The sequence below is a fragment of the Nocardioides potassii genome (assembly GCF_021648885.1).
GTDB classification, from domain to species: domain Bacteria; phylum Actinomycetota; class Actinomycetes; order Propionibacteriales; family Nocardioidaceae; genus Nocardioides; species Nocardioides potassii.
In genome coordinates this window covers 19,872-33,325 of record NZ_JAKJHZ010000012.1, presented here as the reverse complement: position 1 = coordinate 33,325, position 13,454 = coordinate 19,872, and the positions used below count along the sequence as shown (strand labels likewise).

The window sequence follows — 13,454 nt, the reverse complement described above, 5'->3', positions numbered from 1 at the left end:
CAGTGTGGAAAGTAGGGGAATGTGTCACACTCCGTTCGTGCGAACCGGCGAGCTCTTCGACCTCCTCCGTGACGGAAGGCCGTGGACGCGCGCCCAGCTGGCCGAAGCGACCGGCCTCGCCCGGTCCACCGTGACCATGCGCATCGACACGCTGATCCGGCTCGGCCTGGTCGCTCCCTACGGCGGCGCGCGGTCCACCGGTGGCCGTCCGCCGGCCCTCTTCGCGCTCAACCCGAGCGCCAAGATGGTCATCGGTGCCGACATCGGCGCGACGCACGCGCGGGTCGCGCTGACCGACCTCGACGGCAAGATCCTCGGCGAGACCGACGCCCAGCTCGAGGTGGCGGCCGGACCGGAGCCGGTGCTCGGCTGGGTCGTGGAGACCGTGCGCGAGCTCGTGGAGGGAAGCGGGCGCGACATCGCGGACCTCGCGGCGATCGGCATCGGGCTCCCCGGACCGGTCGAGCACTCGACCGGGCTGCCGATCAACCCCCCGATCATGCCGGGCTGGGACCGCTACGACGTGCCGGCCCGCCTGCGCGCCGACTACCCCGTCCCCGTGCTCGTGGACAACGACGTGAACATCATGGCGCTGGGCGAGCGCCGCGCCTTCCTGCGCGACGTGGACGACCTGGTGCTGATCAAGGTCGCCACGGGCATCGGCGCCGGCATCGTGTCGGGCGGGGTGCTGCAGCGCGGCGCCCGTGGCACGGCGGGCGACCTCGGGCACGTGCGCGTCCGGGACAACGACGAGGCGCTGTGCCGGTGCGGCAACACCGGGTGCCTCGAGGCCGTCGCGGCCGGGCCCGCCCTGGCCGCCGCCGTCCGCGCGCAGGGCGAGGACGCGAAGTCGGGCGGCGACGTGGTCGACCTCGTGCGCGCGGGCAGCCTCGTGGCGATGTCCGTCGTACGGCAGGCCGGTCGTGACATCGGCGAGGTCGTCGCCACCATGACCAACCTGATCAACCCGTCCGTCGTGGTCATCGGCGGCCAGCTCGCCGGTGCCGGCGAGCACCTGCTCGCGGGGATCCGCGAGTCGGTCTACCAGCGCTCGCTGCCGCTCGCCACCGAGCACCTGCGCATCGTCACCTCGCGCGCGGGCGCCGAGGCGGCCGTGCTGGGCGCCTCGGCCATGGCGATCGAGCACGTCCTCTCCCCCGACGTCGTCGAGGCGGCCAGCGAGGCCCTGGCCGCGGCGGACGCCGCGGCCGAGCGCGCCTGAGGTACGACCTCAGCGCAGGGCGTAGTCCTTCAGCAGGCTCCGGCCGATGATCATCTTCTGGATGTCGGAGGTGCCCTCGCCGATGAGCATGAAGGCCGACTCGCGGTAGAGGCGCTCGATCTCGTACTCCTTGGAGTAGCCGTAGCCGCCGTGGATGCGGAACGACGCCTCGACGACCTCGTTGCAGTACTCGCTGGCGAGCATCTTCGCCATGCCGGCCTCGACGTCCATCCGCTGGCCGGAGTCCTTGAGGCGCGCGGCCTTCACCATCATCGTGTGGGCGGTCTCGACCTTCGTGGCCATCTCGGCGAGGCGGAACAGCACCGCCTGGTGCTCGGCGATCGGCTTGCCGAAGGTCTCGCGCTGCTGGGCGTAGGCGATGCCGAGCTCGAAGGCCCGGTTGGCGATGCCACAGGCGCGGGCCGCGACGTTGACCCGGCCCACCTCGACGCCGTCCATCATCTGGTAGAAGCCCTTGCCGGGCTCACCACCGAGGACCTGCTCGGCCGAGATGCGGTGGTTGTCGAAGACGGCCTCGGTCGTGTCGACGCCCTTGTAGCCCATCTTGTCGATCTTGCCGGGGATCGTGAGCCCCGGAGCGGTCTCGCCGAAGCCGGGCTCCTTCTCCACCAGGAAGGTCGTCATGTTCCTGTAGACCGACTCGGCGCCCTCGTCGGTCCTGGTCAGCACGGCGATCAGGGTCGACGAGCCACCGTTGGTCAGCCACATCTTCTGGCCGTTGATGACGTAGTCGTCGCCGTCCTTGACGGCCTTGGTCGAGATCGCGGAGACGTCCGACCCGAGGCCCGGCTCCGACATCGAGAAGGCACCGCGGACCTCGCCGGCGGCCATCCGCGGGAGGTACTTCTTCTTCTGCTCCTCCGTGCCGTGCTGCATCAGCATGTAGGCAACGATGAAGTGGGTGTTGATGACGCCGGAGACGCTCATCCAGCCGCGGGCGATCTCCTCGACGCACAGCGCGTACGTCAGCAGCGACTCGCCGAGGCCGTCGTACTCCTCGGGGATCATCAGCCCGAAGATGCCGAGCTCCTTGAGGCCCTCGACGATCTCGGTCGGGTACTCGTCGGCGTGCTCGAGCTCCGTGGCGACCGGGATGATCTTCTCGTCCACGAACTGGCGGACCGCCTTGAGGATGTCGGTCTGGTCCTCGGTGAGGCCGTCGGTCTGGCAGAGGCGAGGCATGGGCGGGCTCCTGTGCAGTCGCGGACGCGGGGTCGAGCTCCCGGGGAGTCTAGTTATCGGTCGTTCACCTGGGCAGGGTCCGGCTCCGAGACTGTTGTCACACCCCGGTGGGGGCGCGCGTGAGACACTGGAGTGCATGCGAGCCACCCGCCTGACCGTTCCGGCCCTCGGGGCATCGCTCGTCCTGCTCGTGGGGGGATGCGGCGACGACTCGTCCCGCGCCGAGGACCCGTCCGCGGACGCCTCAACCTCGACCACGCCGTCGGAGACGCCCAGCGAGACGACCACCGAGACCCCCGCAGCGGCGATGCTCATCGACTTCGGTGACGAGCCGGCGGTGAAGGCGCAGTACAAGAACGCCGCGCTGCGGGCCGTCGCCGACGACCTCATCACGATGGTGCCCTCCACGCTCCCCGACGGCTGGACCACGGCGGGCGGCGGCTACCGGGCGAAGCCGCAGTGGTGGCACATGGAGTACACCGCGCCCAGCGGAGACGTCACGCTCGACCAGTTCCCGGGCGACACGGACGCGGTGCTCGCCGACCAGCCCGACCTCGCGTCGTCCGGCGACGTCGACCTCTCCGCCTGGGGCATCGGCACCTGGTCGGCGTGGGACAACGACGGCGCGACGGTGCTCACGCACGAGCTCAAGGGCAGCACGGTCGTCCTGCAGGGTGCCGACCAGGACACCGTCACCGAGCTGGCCAAGTCCCTCATCCCGGCGGAGGACGCACCCACGCAGGAGGGCTGAGCGGGCCGGGACTCACCGACCCGAGCGCGGCGGCACGTCCCCCGAGCTTGCGCGGACGTCCGCGACCATGTCCGCGACCAGTCGCGCCGCCGACTCGACGAGCTCGTCCGCCGAGACCGTCCCCGGCTCGCGCCCCGCGCTCGACGACTGCTGCGGGGACAGTCCGGACAGGTCGCCGAGGACGTGGAAGCCACGCTCGGTGATCAGCTCGGTGGCCGCCCGGTCGAGCTCGGCGAACCGCGCGCGGTGCTCGGCCGGCATCGCCCCGCGCTCGCGCGGCTGCCGGGCGAGCAGGTCCTCGGCGAGGTAGCCGCGGATCCACACGCCACGGTCATGGGCGGAGTACGACGGCAGGTGGGCGTTGACCTGCCGCAGCATCTCGATCTGCACGATCCCGAGGGCGGGGTTGACCGCGTCGGTGGGCAGGTCGTAGGCGTCCGGGTCCACCCCGAGCACGTCGGCGAAGTGGCGCCAGTGCTGGTCGTGCGGCTGACCGCTGCCGGGCATCACCAGGACATGGACGCGGTCCGACGGCAGGGCGGGCGTCCACCGCTCCAGCACCCCGGCGAGGTCCCAGGTGCGCATGCTGAACTCGGGTCCTCCCGCCGACTTGCCGGCGAGCACCGCCGGCAGGTCGACGGTGCCGCCGTTCTTGACCGACTCCTGCCACCCCGCGGACACCACGCTCGCGGCGTCGCGGGCGGTGACGACGAGGTGCACCTCGGACCCGGGGAAGGCCTCGATCGCGCGGGCCGCCTGCTCCGCGGTCGCCCCGCAGAGGAACTCGTGGGTCAGGAGCACGTCGCGCGACTGCCCGTTGGCCTCTTCGACGAGGCGGCCCCACGCGCCGGGGGCGTCGCGGTGCCGCTTGGCCAGGCGCGGACGCTCCTGCAGGTCGAGCGCGGCCCACAGGTGCTCACGGTGCCCGAACCCGGGGAGGTGGACGCCGTCGGTCGCCAGTCGGTCCCGGTTGCGCCACACGACCTGCTGGAGGTAGGTGGTGCCGGTCTTCGGTAGGCCGATGTGCAGCAGCACCCGGCCCGGGCTCACGAGAAGTCCCCGCGGTACTTCTCGAGGAGCGCCTCCAGCTTCTGCTCGTCGCGGGCGGCGACGGGCAGCAGCAGCTCGGTGACGACGTCGGTGAGCTCGGCCAGCCTCACGTTGAGCGCGCGGTTCTCCTGCACGGCCTCCTCGAGCGCGGTGACCCGCGCCGCGAGGTCGTCGCCGTGGGCCTGCGTGGTGCGTCGTCCGAACATGTGGATGTCCCTACCCTTCCGGGTGCCAGAAATCAGTGTGGTTGGAAGTCGATCGTCATGCGACACACCTGCGAGCTCTGCGGGTCGTCGGACACGTGCTCGCGCACCAGCTCCAGCACGTGACCGCCGGACTCGGCGACCTCCGCCAGCACGACCTCGGGCGACAGCGGCTTGCGGGCGCCGGTGCGCCGGGCGTAGCTGTCGCGTCCCTTCTCGCTCAGGAACTGCAGGTGCAGCGTCCCCGAGGTCCCGGCGACCATCATCCTCGCGGCACGCAGCATGTTGAGCCGCCCGCGGTGGCCGAGCCGCTCGATCACGTGGACGCAGCCGACGGCGCGCGGGCCCGGCATGCGCGCGACCCAGGCCGATACGGCGAGCACGTGTCGCAGCTCGAGCAGGTTGAAGAGCTGGAAGGTGACGCGCGGGTCGTCGGCGCGGCGCTCGGCCTCGGGCTCGTAGGCGTATGGCTGGAAGTCCAGCCCGACCGCGGAGGTGCCCCGGTCGGCGAACCACGCCACGTCCGTGCCGCGGCCGCAGCCGATGTCGACGTACGTCGCCAGGTCGGGGTGCCGCTCGGCCACCTCGCGCGCGACGGCTGACACCGCGCGCGCGTGGTCGGCCGTGCGCTTGTGGTAGCCGTGCCACCCCGCGCGGCCCGTGCGCATCCCCCGGAACCAGCCGTTGAAGAGCTCGATCGTGCTGGCGGGGGTCGTGAACTTGTAGGCCGGGTCGGGCGTGCGCCAGCCGGGCCCGTAGGTGGCGGTCAGGAACCGGTCCTTGTCGGCCGGCACCGGGAGCTCGCGACCCTCCAGGGTGGCCGAGCCGAGGGGGTAGATCCACGACCGCTCGAACGGGACGGCGATCTCGCCCATGAGGTAGAGCCTGCCGTCGCGCATGAACCCGCCGAAGACGTCGAGCCCGCGGTCGAGACCGTCGCTCTCCGTGACGTGCACCTTGAGCGCGATGGCGGAGTAGCGGGTGACCCGGTAGCCCATGTCGGTCAGCGCGCGCTGGATCCGGAAGGACTCGCGGATCACGTCGACCGGGTGGTCGTGGTCGCTGACGTAGCCGAGGTCGGCGTCGCTGTCGTGGCCGATCAGGCCCCCGTCGCGGATGGCGCCCAGCGCGGTGCCGTACGCCAGGAAGGCGCGGACGCCGACCTTGTCGAGCGCGCCGAGGACCTCCTCGATCGCGTCGAGCAGCGGCTCGACCTGCGCGGCGTCGCGGGTGTCGAAGGTCTCGACGAGCTTGAGCGACTTGTCGATGGCGAGCGGACGGCCCGCGGCGTTGACGACGTCGATGCGCCCGGTGCCCTCTCCGAACCGGACGGTCTCGGCGTGGAGCACGTCCTCGGTGCCGGGGTCGGTGAGGGTCAGGTCGGTGACCCCGTCGAGGAAGGGCCGCAGCGGCTTGGGCCAGGTCAGGAGAACCCCGTCGTCGGTCTCCTCGCCGTCGCGCATCAGCCAGAAGCTCCAGATGCGGCGACCGTCGAACGCCACGTCGACCAGGCGGTCGCGCTGCGGCCCGATCACCAGTCCGTCGACCCCCACCCGGCGGACGTCCAGCGGGCCGGATCGTCGCAGCTGGGACAGGGCTTTCACGGCGCGCACTATATCGAGGGGGACCCGGCTCACTCGACGGCGACCAGCGTCGCACGGGCCCGCACCATGCTGTGGTCGCTGGCCCGGCCGGTGGGGATCACGCCGTAGCTGTCGAAGGTCACGCCGCTGGACCCGAAGATCCAGTCGACCTGCATGCTCGGCGGCGGGGCGCACCCCCCGACGCCGCTCCCACCCGCGGCCGCCGCGAAGACGCCCGAGGCGGTGAAGCGGCAGAAGATCTCCGCGCGCTCGTTGAAGTCGCCGGTGACGATGACGGGCGTGCCGTCCTGCTGGTGCAGCGCGGTCAGGTGGGCGATCTCGATGCCCGCCGCCTCGGCGCGCCAGCGGGCGTTGTTGCCGAGGCTGGGGGTGTCGGCCGGGTTGTGGAAGTTGGCGAACCAGGCCCGGCGCCCGGTGGTGGTCGACTCCAGCAGCACGACCGGCATCTCGATGCGGCTGCCGCCGGCGTAGGGGATGGACAGGGTGTGCGCCTCGACCAGCTGGAACGCGCTCGAGCGCCACGCGATGTTGAACCGCACCGACTTGTCGCCCAGCGAGAGCCCCGGGTAGAGCGAGTACTCCCCCGCCCGCGCCGCGAACATGCCGTACTGCGAGGCCTCGAACTCCTGGAACCCGACCACGTCGATGGCCTGGGAGCGCAGCACGCCGATGGCCATGTTCATGCGGGCGGAGGCGTCCGGGTAGTACGCCGGCTTGTTGCCACCGGCGCCGGTGTGGGAGGCGCCGAGCACGTTGAACGACGCCACGTTGAGCTCCACGGTCGCCATGCGGCGGGTCAGCTGCTTGGCCACCCGCTGCGCGAGCCTGCGCTGGGCGGCGCGGAAGCGGCGTACGGACTTCTCGAGCTTCTCGTCGCGGTTCGCGCCCGCCGTGCCGGAGCCGGAGCCTCGGTCACCCTTGGCGCCGGTCGTCCCGCCGTCGTCACCCGTGCCCTCGTCGTCGGTCGTGCCACCGTCGCCGTCGTCGTCCGAGGCGTCCGTCCCGGACCCGTCGTACGCACCGGTCGGCTGCCCCTGCGCCTCGGGCGCGGTGCCTGAGGTGGCGTCACCGTCGTCAGTGACCGCCCAGGTGGCGGCGACGGCGAGCAGGCCGACGAGCACGGCGACCACGACCGCCACCGCCACGCGCGGCACCGGGAGGGCGCGCGGGCGGGTCGGGCGCTGGTTGGGGTTCACGGCCACCTTCGGGAGGAACGGGAGCCGACGTGCACCGAGGACTGTTCGACGGGTGGCTCGGGGGAGGCCAAGCCTAACCGGCGATCAGGATCCCGGCACGGAGAGTGGATCGAAGACCTGGAACAGCTGCTCGGGGTCGTGGGTCGATCCCGGGACCGGGGGCAGGCCGAGCGTCCGGTCGACCAGGTTGGCCAGGTCGCCGAGGCGGATCGGCTGCGGGCCGGAGTAGCCGACCTGCGCCTTGCCCGGGTAGGCCCGCGACGGGTTGAGGCCGTAGAGGTCGGCACCGGCCGGGACGCCCGGGCCGGTGATGAACATCGGCACCCGGTAGCTCTCCACCCACGTCCGGGAGGAGCCCTTCGTCTTCTGGGCTCCGCTGGTGCCCGTGACGACCAGCAGCGTGGTGCCGTTCATCTCCGGCTGGCGCTGGATGCCGCGACGGATCGCCGCCACCCGGCGGGACACCTTCTTGACCGCCTTCTCGTAGGTGTCGCTCGTCCAGCCGGACGCCGTCCCGGCGCGCTCGGCACCGGACAGCTCGACCACGCTGAGCGCGGCGGGGCTGCTCGACATCTTGCCCTTCCACCAGCCCACGACCGCGGCGTCGTCGCGCAGCGTCTTGACCTGGTCGAACTTGGCGGTGCCGTCGTCGACGCCGTAGGGGTCCTTGCCGCCGGACTTCTTGTTCCAGCTCTCGCGCACGAGCTTGCTCTGCGGCCGGCTCGAGACGAAGCTCGTGCGGCGCGACATGTTGTGCGCGAGGTCGAAGACGCTCGAGACGTACTGCCCCGCCGAGTCGTGGACGGTCCTCGGGAGGGTGGGCTTCGAGCCGACGCCGTGGCCGCCGCGCTTCGGGAAAACCCGCCGACCGGTGAGCAGCGACACGATGCCCGCATCCGGCGAGGTGGACTCCGCAGCAGTGCGGGCGTTGCGCGTCGACGCTCCGCCCTGGACCATCCGGTCGAGCTCGCTGAGCTGCGTGCCCATCTTGCGCACGACCGTCGAGGTCAGGCCCGGGACCGCAACGACGACCACGTGGTCGACGCCGGCGGGACGCGACGCGGGAACGACGGCGTTGGCGTAGTAGAGGGGGTGGTCGCTGGTCTGGGCGACGAAGTCGTTCCAGTAGCGGGTGTAGCCGTTGAAGAAGACGTTCTTGGTGCCCATGATCCAGTCGATCGCGCCACCGGTCGGGGCCGAGCAGGTCCCGCCGTCGACGTAGCCGCCGCTCGCCGACCACATGTCCGCGACGGGGGCGACGGAGCAGTAGTAGCGCGCCCGGTCGTTCTTGTCGCCGAAGGAGATGAAGGGGGCGTCGGGGTAGGTCGTGCGCAGCTCGTTGGCGAGCGCCGCCTCCATCGCGAAGCCGGCGTCGCGCCACTGCTGCGCCGGGCCGCGCACGTCGGCAGGGTTGTGCGTGTTGAAGAACCAGACCCGGCGGCCGGTCTCGATGTTCTGCAGGAGGACGGCTGGCATGCGGCTCGGGACGCCGTCGAAGTAGGGGATCGGGAGCGTGCGGGACTCGAGCAGCTGCCAGACGTCGGTGCGCCACGCGATCGAGTTCACCGACGGACCGGCCGCGTTGTTCGCTCCTGGGTAGGTCTGCCACGACGTGCCGGTGAGCTCCTGGAAGCGCAGGGCCTGCGGCGGCTGGAACTCCTGGAAGCCGACGACGTCGACGGAGTTCTGCTGGATGATCTGGACGACCCGCTCGATACGTACGACACCCGAGTCCCAGCCCTTGCGGTTGCCGCCGGGCGCGGTGTGGTCGGCACCGAGCACGTTGAAGGTCGCCGGTCGGAAGAACGTCGCGGGCGTGGTCTGCGGCACCGTGAGCGCGGCCTGCCTGGGAGCGGCAGTCGTCGTCGACGTGCTGGACGTCGTCGGGGTCGCCGTCGGTGAGGCGACGGTCGTGGCCGCAGCGGGCGCTGCGGGGCCCACGGGATCGGAACCGGAGGCCACGGCGACCGTGGCGGCGACCGCCAGAGCGGCAGAGATCGCACCCACGCGCAGCATCAGGCGTGAGTTCCAGGACGTGGTGGTGCTGGCGGGCATGGCGGCGGCCTCACAAGTCGTCGTACGGGGAAGTCTTGGCGTCGTGGAGGGGTGCGACCGCGGCCCCTCGAGCGTGTGCCCCGAACCCGATCGATGTGACAGGAGTGACTCCTGCGCTTCGAGGGTACACCAACCACCCCCCTGCGAACCGTCCTTCCGGAAGGCTGCGCGCCCGCCGTGCTGCGGACGAGGCGCACGCTACCGTTGCCGTCGTGAGCACCACCCCGACCCGCGTCTTCGTGGCCCGGCTCGTCGGACTCCCGATCTTCGACCCCCAGGGTGACCAGGTGGCGAAGGTGCGCGACCTGGTCGTCGCGATGCGGACCGAGACGAGCCAGCCGCGCGTGCTCGGCATGGTCGCGGAGGTCTTCGGCCGGCGACGGATCTTCGTGCCGATGACCCGGATCACCGCGATCGACAGCGGCCAGGTGCACACCACGGGGTTGCTCAACATGCGCCGGTTCGAGCAGCGCTCGACCGAGACCCTGGTGATGGGCCAGATGCTCGACCGCACCGTGACCATCAAGGACTCCGCCCGCGACGGCGGCGTCACCGGCGTGGTCTACGACGTCGCGATGGAGCAGGCCCGCAACCGCGACTGGGTGCTCTCCCGGGTGGCCCTGCAGGAGCCCAGCAAGGGCTTCCGACGACGCGGCCAGACGCACGTCGTCGAGTGGCGCGACGTCACCGGGCTCACCAGGCACGAGCCCACCCAGGGCGCCACGCACCTCATCGCCGCGCTCAACGACATGCGCCCGGCCGACGCGGCCAACATGATCCACGACCTGCCGGCAGAGCGCCGTACGGCGGTCGTGGCGGCGCTCGACGACGAGCGGCTCGCCGACGTGCTGGAGGAGCTGCCCGAGGAGGACCAGGTCGAGATCCTCGAGCACCTCGACTCCGAGCGCGCGGCCGACATCCTCGAGGAGATGTCGGCCGACGACGCAGCCGACCTGATCGCCGACCTCAATCCCGAGACCGCGGCCACCCTGCTCGGGCTGATGGAGCCCGAAGAGGCGGAGGACGTGCGCCGCCTGATGTCGTACGACGACAACACGGCGGGCGCGATGATGACGCCCGAGCCGGTGATACTGTCCCCCGACGCGACCATCGCCGACGCCCTCGCCCACGTGCGCAACCCCGAGCTCACCCCGGCGCTCGCCGCGCTCGTCTACGTCTGCCGCCAGCCGCTGGAGACCCCGACCGGCAAGCTGCTCGGCGCCGCACACATCCAGCGGCTGCTGCGCGAGCCGCCGTCGACGCTCGTCGCTGCGGCGCTCGACGACTCCATGGACCCGCTGCGCCCGGACGCGTCGATGGACGAGGTGGCCGCGCACCTCGCGACCTACAACCTGGTCGCGGCGCCCGTCGTCGACGACGAGGGCCGCCTGCTCGGTGCCGTCACTGTCGACGACCTGCTCGACCACATGCTCCCCGAGAACTGGCGTGACCGGGCCCCCCGGCCCGGCTCCATCAACGGCGGGCCCACGGCAGGGCGGGCCGGATGAGCGACGCCCGGCGGGAGCGCCTCGACACCCCGCGTGACACCCGGCGCCAGATCGTGCGGCGACCGACGGTGGACGCCGACGCGTTCGGCGTCTTCGCCGAGTCGTTCGCGCGCTACATGGGCACCGCGAAGTTCCTGCTCTGGATGACCGCGTTCGTCGCGATCTGGATCTGCTGGAACGTGCTGGCGCCTCGTGAGCTGCGGTTCGACAAGTTCCCGTTCATCTTCCTGACGCTGATGCTCAGCCTGCAGGCGTCCTACGCCGCACCCCTCATCCTGCTCGCGCAGAACCGGCAGGAGCAGCGCGACAAGGTGGTCGCCGAGCAGGACCGGCAGGCCAACGCGCGGGCCCATGCCGACATGGAGTTCCTCGCCCGCGAGGTGGCCTCCCTGCGCATGTCGGTCGGCGAGGTCGCCACCCGCGACTTCCTCCGCTCCGAGCTGCGCGGCCTGCTCAACGACATCGAGCAGATGCAGCACGATCCCCGCGACGAGGCGTCCGACGAGACGCCGCCCACACCGGACGAGCCCGGTCCCCGGTCGGGGACCTAGTCCCACAGGGCTGCTCGTAGACTCAGGGATCATGAGCACCCCCACGCAGCAGCAGGTGATGGACGCCCTGGCGACCGTCAACGACCCGGAGATCAAGCGTCCGATCACCGAGCTCGGGATGGTGGACTCCGTCGAGGTCGCGGGCGACGGCTCGGTCGCCGTCCACGTGCTGCTGACGGTGGCAGGGTGCCCACTCAAGGACACGATCGACCGTGACGTGACGACCGCCGTGACCGCCGTCGAGGGCGTCACGGCCGTCGACCTCAGCCTCGGCGTGATGACCGCCGAGCAGCGCGCCGGCCTCAAGGAGATCCTCAGCGACGGCCGCGCCCAGCGCGAGATCCCCTTCGCCCAGCCCGGCTCGCTCACCAAGGTCTACGCGATCGCCAGCGGCAAGGGCGGGGTCGGCAAGTCGTCGGTCACCGTCAACCTCGCCCTCGCACTCGCCGCCGAGGGCCTGAAGGTCGGCATCGTCGACGCCGACATCTACGGGCACTCGGTGCCCGCGATGCTCGGCGTGGCGGACACCCGTCCCACGCAGGTCGACGACCTGATCATGCCCGTGCCCACCCCGAGCGGCGTCTCGGTGATCTCGATCGGGATGCTCAAGCCCCGCCGCGACCAGGTCGTCGCCTGGCGCGGCCCCATGCTGGACCGGGCGCTGGTCCAGATGCTGGCCGACGTCTACTGGGGCGACCTCGACGCCCTCCTGCTCGACCTGCCGCCCGGCACCGGCGACGTCGCCATCTCGCTCGGCCAGCACCTGCCCAGCGCGGAGGTCGTCGTCGTCACGACCCCGCAGGAGGCGGCGGCCGAGGTCGCCGAGCGCGCCGGCACGATGGCCTCGATGATGCACCAGCGGGTCGTCGGCGTCGTCGAGAACATGAGCTACCTCCCCTGCCCCCACTGCCCCGCCGAGGACGACCACCGCCTCGAGGTGTTCGGCACCGGCGGCGGCGCGCGGGTCGCGGCCACGCTCTCCGAGCGGTTCGGGTACGACGTACCGGTGCTGGCGCAGGTCCCGCTCGACATCTCGCTGCGCGAGGGCGGCGACGTCGGCAAGCCCATCGTGGAGGCTGACCCGACCTCGCTGGCCGCCCGCGAGCTCACCCGCGTCGCCCGCACGCTCTCGGGCCGTGGTCGCGGACTCGCCGGGATGCAGCTCGGGCTCACCCCCTCGAGCAGGTTCTGACCAGTAGGTTCTAGGGCATGTTCGACATCGGGTTCCTCGAGATCGCCGTCATCGCCCTGGTGGCGGTCGTCGTGCTGGGACCCGAGCGCCTGCCCGACCTCGCCCGCCAGGCCGCCCAGCTGCTCCACCGGCTGCGCGGGATGGCCACCAACGCCCGCGACGAGCTGCGCACCGAGCTCGGCCCGGAGTACGCCGACCTCCAGCTGCGCGACCTCGACCCGCGCGCGATCGTCCGCAAGCACATCTCCGAGGCGATGGCCGAGGTGGACCGCGAGCAGGCCCAGGCCGCCGAGGAGGAGAAGCTGCCTCCTGGCCAGGTTCCGCCCTACGACGTCGAGGCCACCTGAGCGTCACACCGGGCAGTCAGTCGTCGCGACGCTGGATCGCGACGAGGGCGGCGTACGGCAGGAGCAGCCGCTCCCCCACCGGTCCGCGCGCCTCGAGGAAGTCGGCGCCGACGCGCTGGACGTACGCCTCGAGGCGGGTGCCGTCGGTGAGGTGGACCAGGCAGCGCTCGTCGGCGTCGGCCAGCCGCCGTAGCGCGGAGCGCAGGCCGAGCCGGTCGATCGCCGACCAGGCGACCTCGGGCACCGAGCGCCCGCTCGCCCCGTGCACGACCGCGATCGCGTGGACCGGCACGATCCAGTCCTGACCCGCGCCACCCACCAGGCACCAGCCGTCGCCGACGCGGTCGAGGGTCCCCTCGACACGGCCGACGTGCGGCAGCTCGAGCGCGACCTGGCGACCGCGCGAGGCCATCAGCCGGCTGGCGAAGGTGACCGAGCCGTACTCCGCCCGCGCCCGGTCCGCGAGCTCGGCCTCCCTCTCCTCCTCCCACGCCGCGGCCGCCTGCCCCTCGAGGTCGTCGAACAGCGCGAAGAGGTCGTGCTCCCAGGACATGGGCCGAGCCTATGCGGGG

Annotated in this window: 13 protein-coding genes; 6 read left to right on the top strand and 7 right to left on the bottom strand. The window is 71.8% G+C overall.

Annotated features, from left to right (window positions below):
* Window positions 1-37: 37 nt before the first annotated feature.
* On the top strand, window positions 38-1,222 hold the full coding sequence (locus tag L2K70_RS19540; protein WP_236405008.1) for an ROK family transcriptional regulator: 1,185 nt from the start codon (window positions 38-40) through the stop codon (window positions 1,220-1,222).
* Between the two features lie 9 nt (window positions 1,223-1,231).
* Here the strand turns inward: L2K70_RS19540 and L2K70_RS19535 are convergent, their stop codons facing one another.
* Complete coding sequence (locus tag L2K70_RS19535) at window positions 1,232-2,425, bottom strand: acyl-CoA dehydrogenase family protein (RefSeq protein ID WP_236405005.1); 1,194 nt, start codon at window positions 2,423-2,425, stop codon at window positions 1,232-1,234.
* A gap of 136 nt (window positions 2,426-2,561) precedes the next feature.
* Here L2K70_RS19535 and L2K70_RS19530 point away from each other — a divergent pair, with 136 nt between their 5' ends.
* The gene (locus L2K70_RS19530) at window positions 2,562-3,176 is read left to right on the top strand and encodes a hypothetical protein (protein ID WP_236405003.1); all 615 of its coding nucleotides are present in this window, start codon (window positions 2,562-2,564) and stop codon (window positions 3,174-3,176) included.
* Between the two features lie 12 nt (window positions 3,177-3,188).
* Here the strand turns inward: L2K70_RS19530 and L2K70_RS19525 are convergent, their stop codons facing one another.
* From L2K70_RS19525 to L2K70_RS19505, 5 genes are all read right to left on the bottom strand, one after another.
* Window positions 3,189-4,226, bottom strand: a complete 1,038-nt coding sequence (locus tag L2K70_RS19525) for a hypothetical protein (RefSeq protein ID WP_236405001.1) — start codon at window positions 4,224-4,226, stop codon at window positions 3,189-3,191.
* Complete coding sequence (locus L2K70_RS19520; RefSeq protein WP_236404999.1) at window positions 4,223-4,432, bottom strand: DUF6752 domain-containing protein; 210 nt, start codon at window positions 4,430-4,432, stop codon at window positions 4,223-4,225. Before L2K70_RS19520 ends, L2K70_RS19525 begins: the two co-directional genes overlap by 4 nt.
* A 32-nt stretch (window positions 4,433-4,464) precedes the next feature.
* A complete protein-coding gene (locus L2K70_RS19515) occupies window positions 4,465-6,033 on the bottom strand; it encodes a class I SAM-dependent methyltransferase (protein WP_236404998.1) in 1,569 nt (522 codons plus the stop codon).
* A gap of 29 nt (window positions 6,034-6,062) precedes the next feature.
* Window positions 6,063-7,229, bottom strand: coding sequence for an endonuclease/exonuclease/phosphatase family protein (locus L2K70_RS19510; RefSeq protein ID WP_236404997.1), 1,167 nt, complete (start codon window positions 7,227-7,229; stop codon window positions 6,063-6,065).
* A gap of 84 nt (window positions 7,230-7,313) precedes the next feature.
* Window positions 7,314-9,284, bottom strand: a complete 1,971-nt coding sequence (locus tag L2K70_RS19505; RefSeq protein WP_236404996.1) for an alkaline phosphatase family protein — start codon at window positions 9,282-9,284, stop codon at window positions 7,314-7,316.
* Between the two features lie 212 nt (window positions 9,285-9,496).
* On the opposite strand from L2K70_RS19505, the gene L2K70_RS19500 reads away from it, so the two are divergent.
* Genes L2K70_RS19500 through L2K70_RS19485 form a run of 4 tightly spaced genes read left to right on the top strand, consistent with a single transcriptional unit; the run spans window position 9,497 to window position 12,882 of the window.
* Window positions 9,497-10,792, top strand: coding sequence for a magnesium transporter MgtE N-terminal domain-containing protein (locus L2K70_RS19500; protein WP_236404995.1), 1,296 nt, complete (start codon window positions 9,497-9,499; stop codon window positions 10,790-10,792).
* On the top strand, window positions 10,789-11,343 hold the full coding sequence (locus tag L2K70_RS19495) for a DUF1003 domain-containing protein (RefSeq protein WP_236404994.1): 555 nt from the start codon (window positions 10,789-10,791) through the stop codon (window positions 11,341-11,343). The genes L2K70_RS19500 and L2K70_RS19495 overlap by 4 nt, the downstream gene beginning before the upstream one ends.
* A gap of 31 nt (window positions 11,344-11,374) precedes the next feature.
* Window positions 11,375-12,535, top strand: coding sequence for an Mrp/NBP35 family ATP-binding protein (locus tag L2K70_RS19490; RefSeq protein WP_236404993.1), 1,161 nt, complete (start codon window positions 11,375-11,377; stop codon window positions 12,533-12,535).
* A 17-nt stretch (window positions 12,536-12,552) separates the two neighbouring features.
* The gene (locus tag L2K70_RS19485; protein ID WP_236404992.1) at window positions 12,553-12,882 is read left to right on the top strand and encodes a sec-independent translocase; all 330 of its coding nucleotides are present in this window, start codon (window positions 12,553-12,555) and stop codon (window positions 12,880-12,882) included.
* A gap of 16 nt (window positions 12,883-12,898) precedes the next feature.
* Here L2K70_RS19485 and L2K70_RS19480 read toward each other — a convergent pair whose 3' ends face one another.
* Window positions 12,899-13,435 carry a hypothetical protein gene (locus L2K70_RS19480; protein WP_236404991.1) on the bottom strand — a complete coding sequence of 179 codons (537 nt, stop codon included), beginning with the start codon at window positions 13,433-13,435 and terminating at the stop codon, window positions 12,899-12,901.
* Window positions 13,436-13,454: the final 19 nt, after the last annotated feature.

What these genes read in the sequence shown, in the direction of transcription:
- L2K70_RS19490 (WP_236404993.1), top strand. Translation starts at nt 11,375, where the DNA reads ATGAGCACCCCCACGCAGCAGCAGGTGATGGACGCCCTGGCGACCGTC.
- L2K70_RS19530 (WP_236405003.1), top strand. Translation starts at nt 2,562, where the DNA reads ATGCGAGCCACCCGCCTGACCGTTCCGGCCCTCGGGGCATCGCTCGTC.
- L2K70_RS19495 (WP_236404994.1), top strand. Translation starts at nt 10,789, where the DNA reads ATGAGCGACGCCCGGCGGGAGCGCCTCGACACCCCGCGTGACACCCGG.
- L2K70_RS19535 (WP_236405005.1), bottom strand. Translation starts at nt 2,425, where the DNA reads ATGCCTCGCCTCTGCCAGACCGACGGCCTCACCGAGGACCAGACCGAC.
- L2K70_RS19520 (WP_236404999.1), bottom strand. Translation starts at nt 4,432, where the DNA reads ATGTTCGGACGACGCACCACGCAGGCCCACGGCGACGACCTCGCGGCG.
- L2K70_RS19505 (WP_236404996.1), bottom strand. Translation starts at nt 9,284, where the DNA reads ATGCCCGCCAGCACCACCACGTCCTGGAACTCACGCCTGATGCTGCGC.
- L2K70_RS19480 (WP_236404991.1), bottom strand. Translation starts at nt 13,435, where the DNA reads ATGTCCTGGGAGCACGACCTCTTCGCGCTGTTCGACGACCTCGAGGGG.
- L2K70_RS19485 (WP_236404992.1), top strand. Translation starts at nt 12,553, where the DNA reads ATGTTCGACATCGGGTTCCTCGAGATCGCCGTCATCGCCCTGGTGGCG.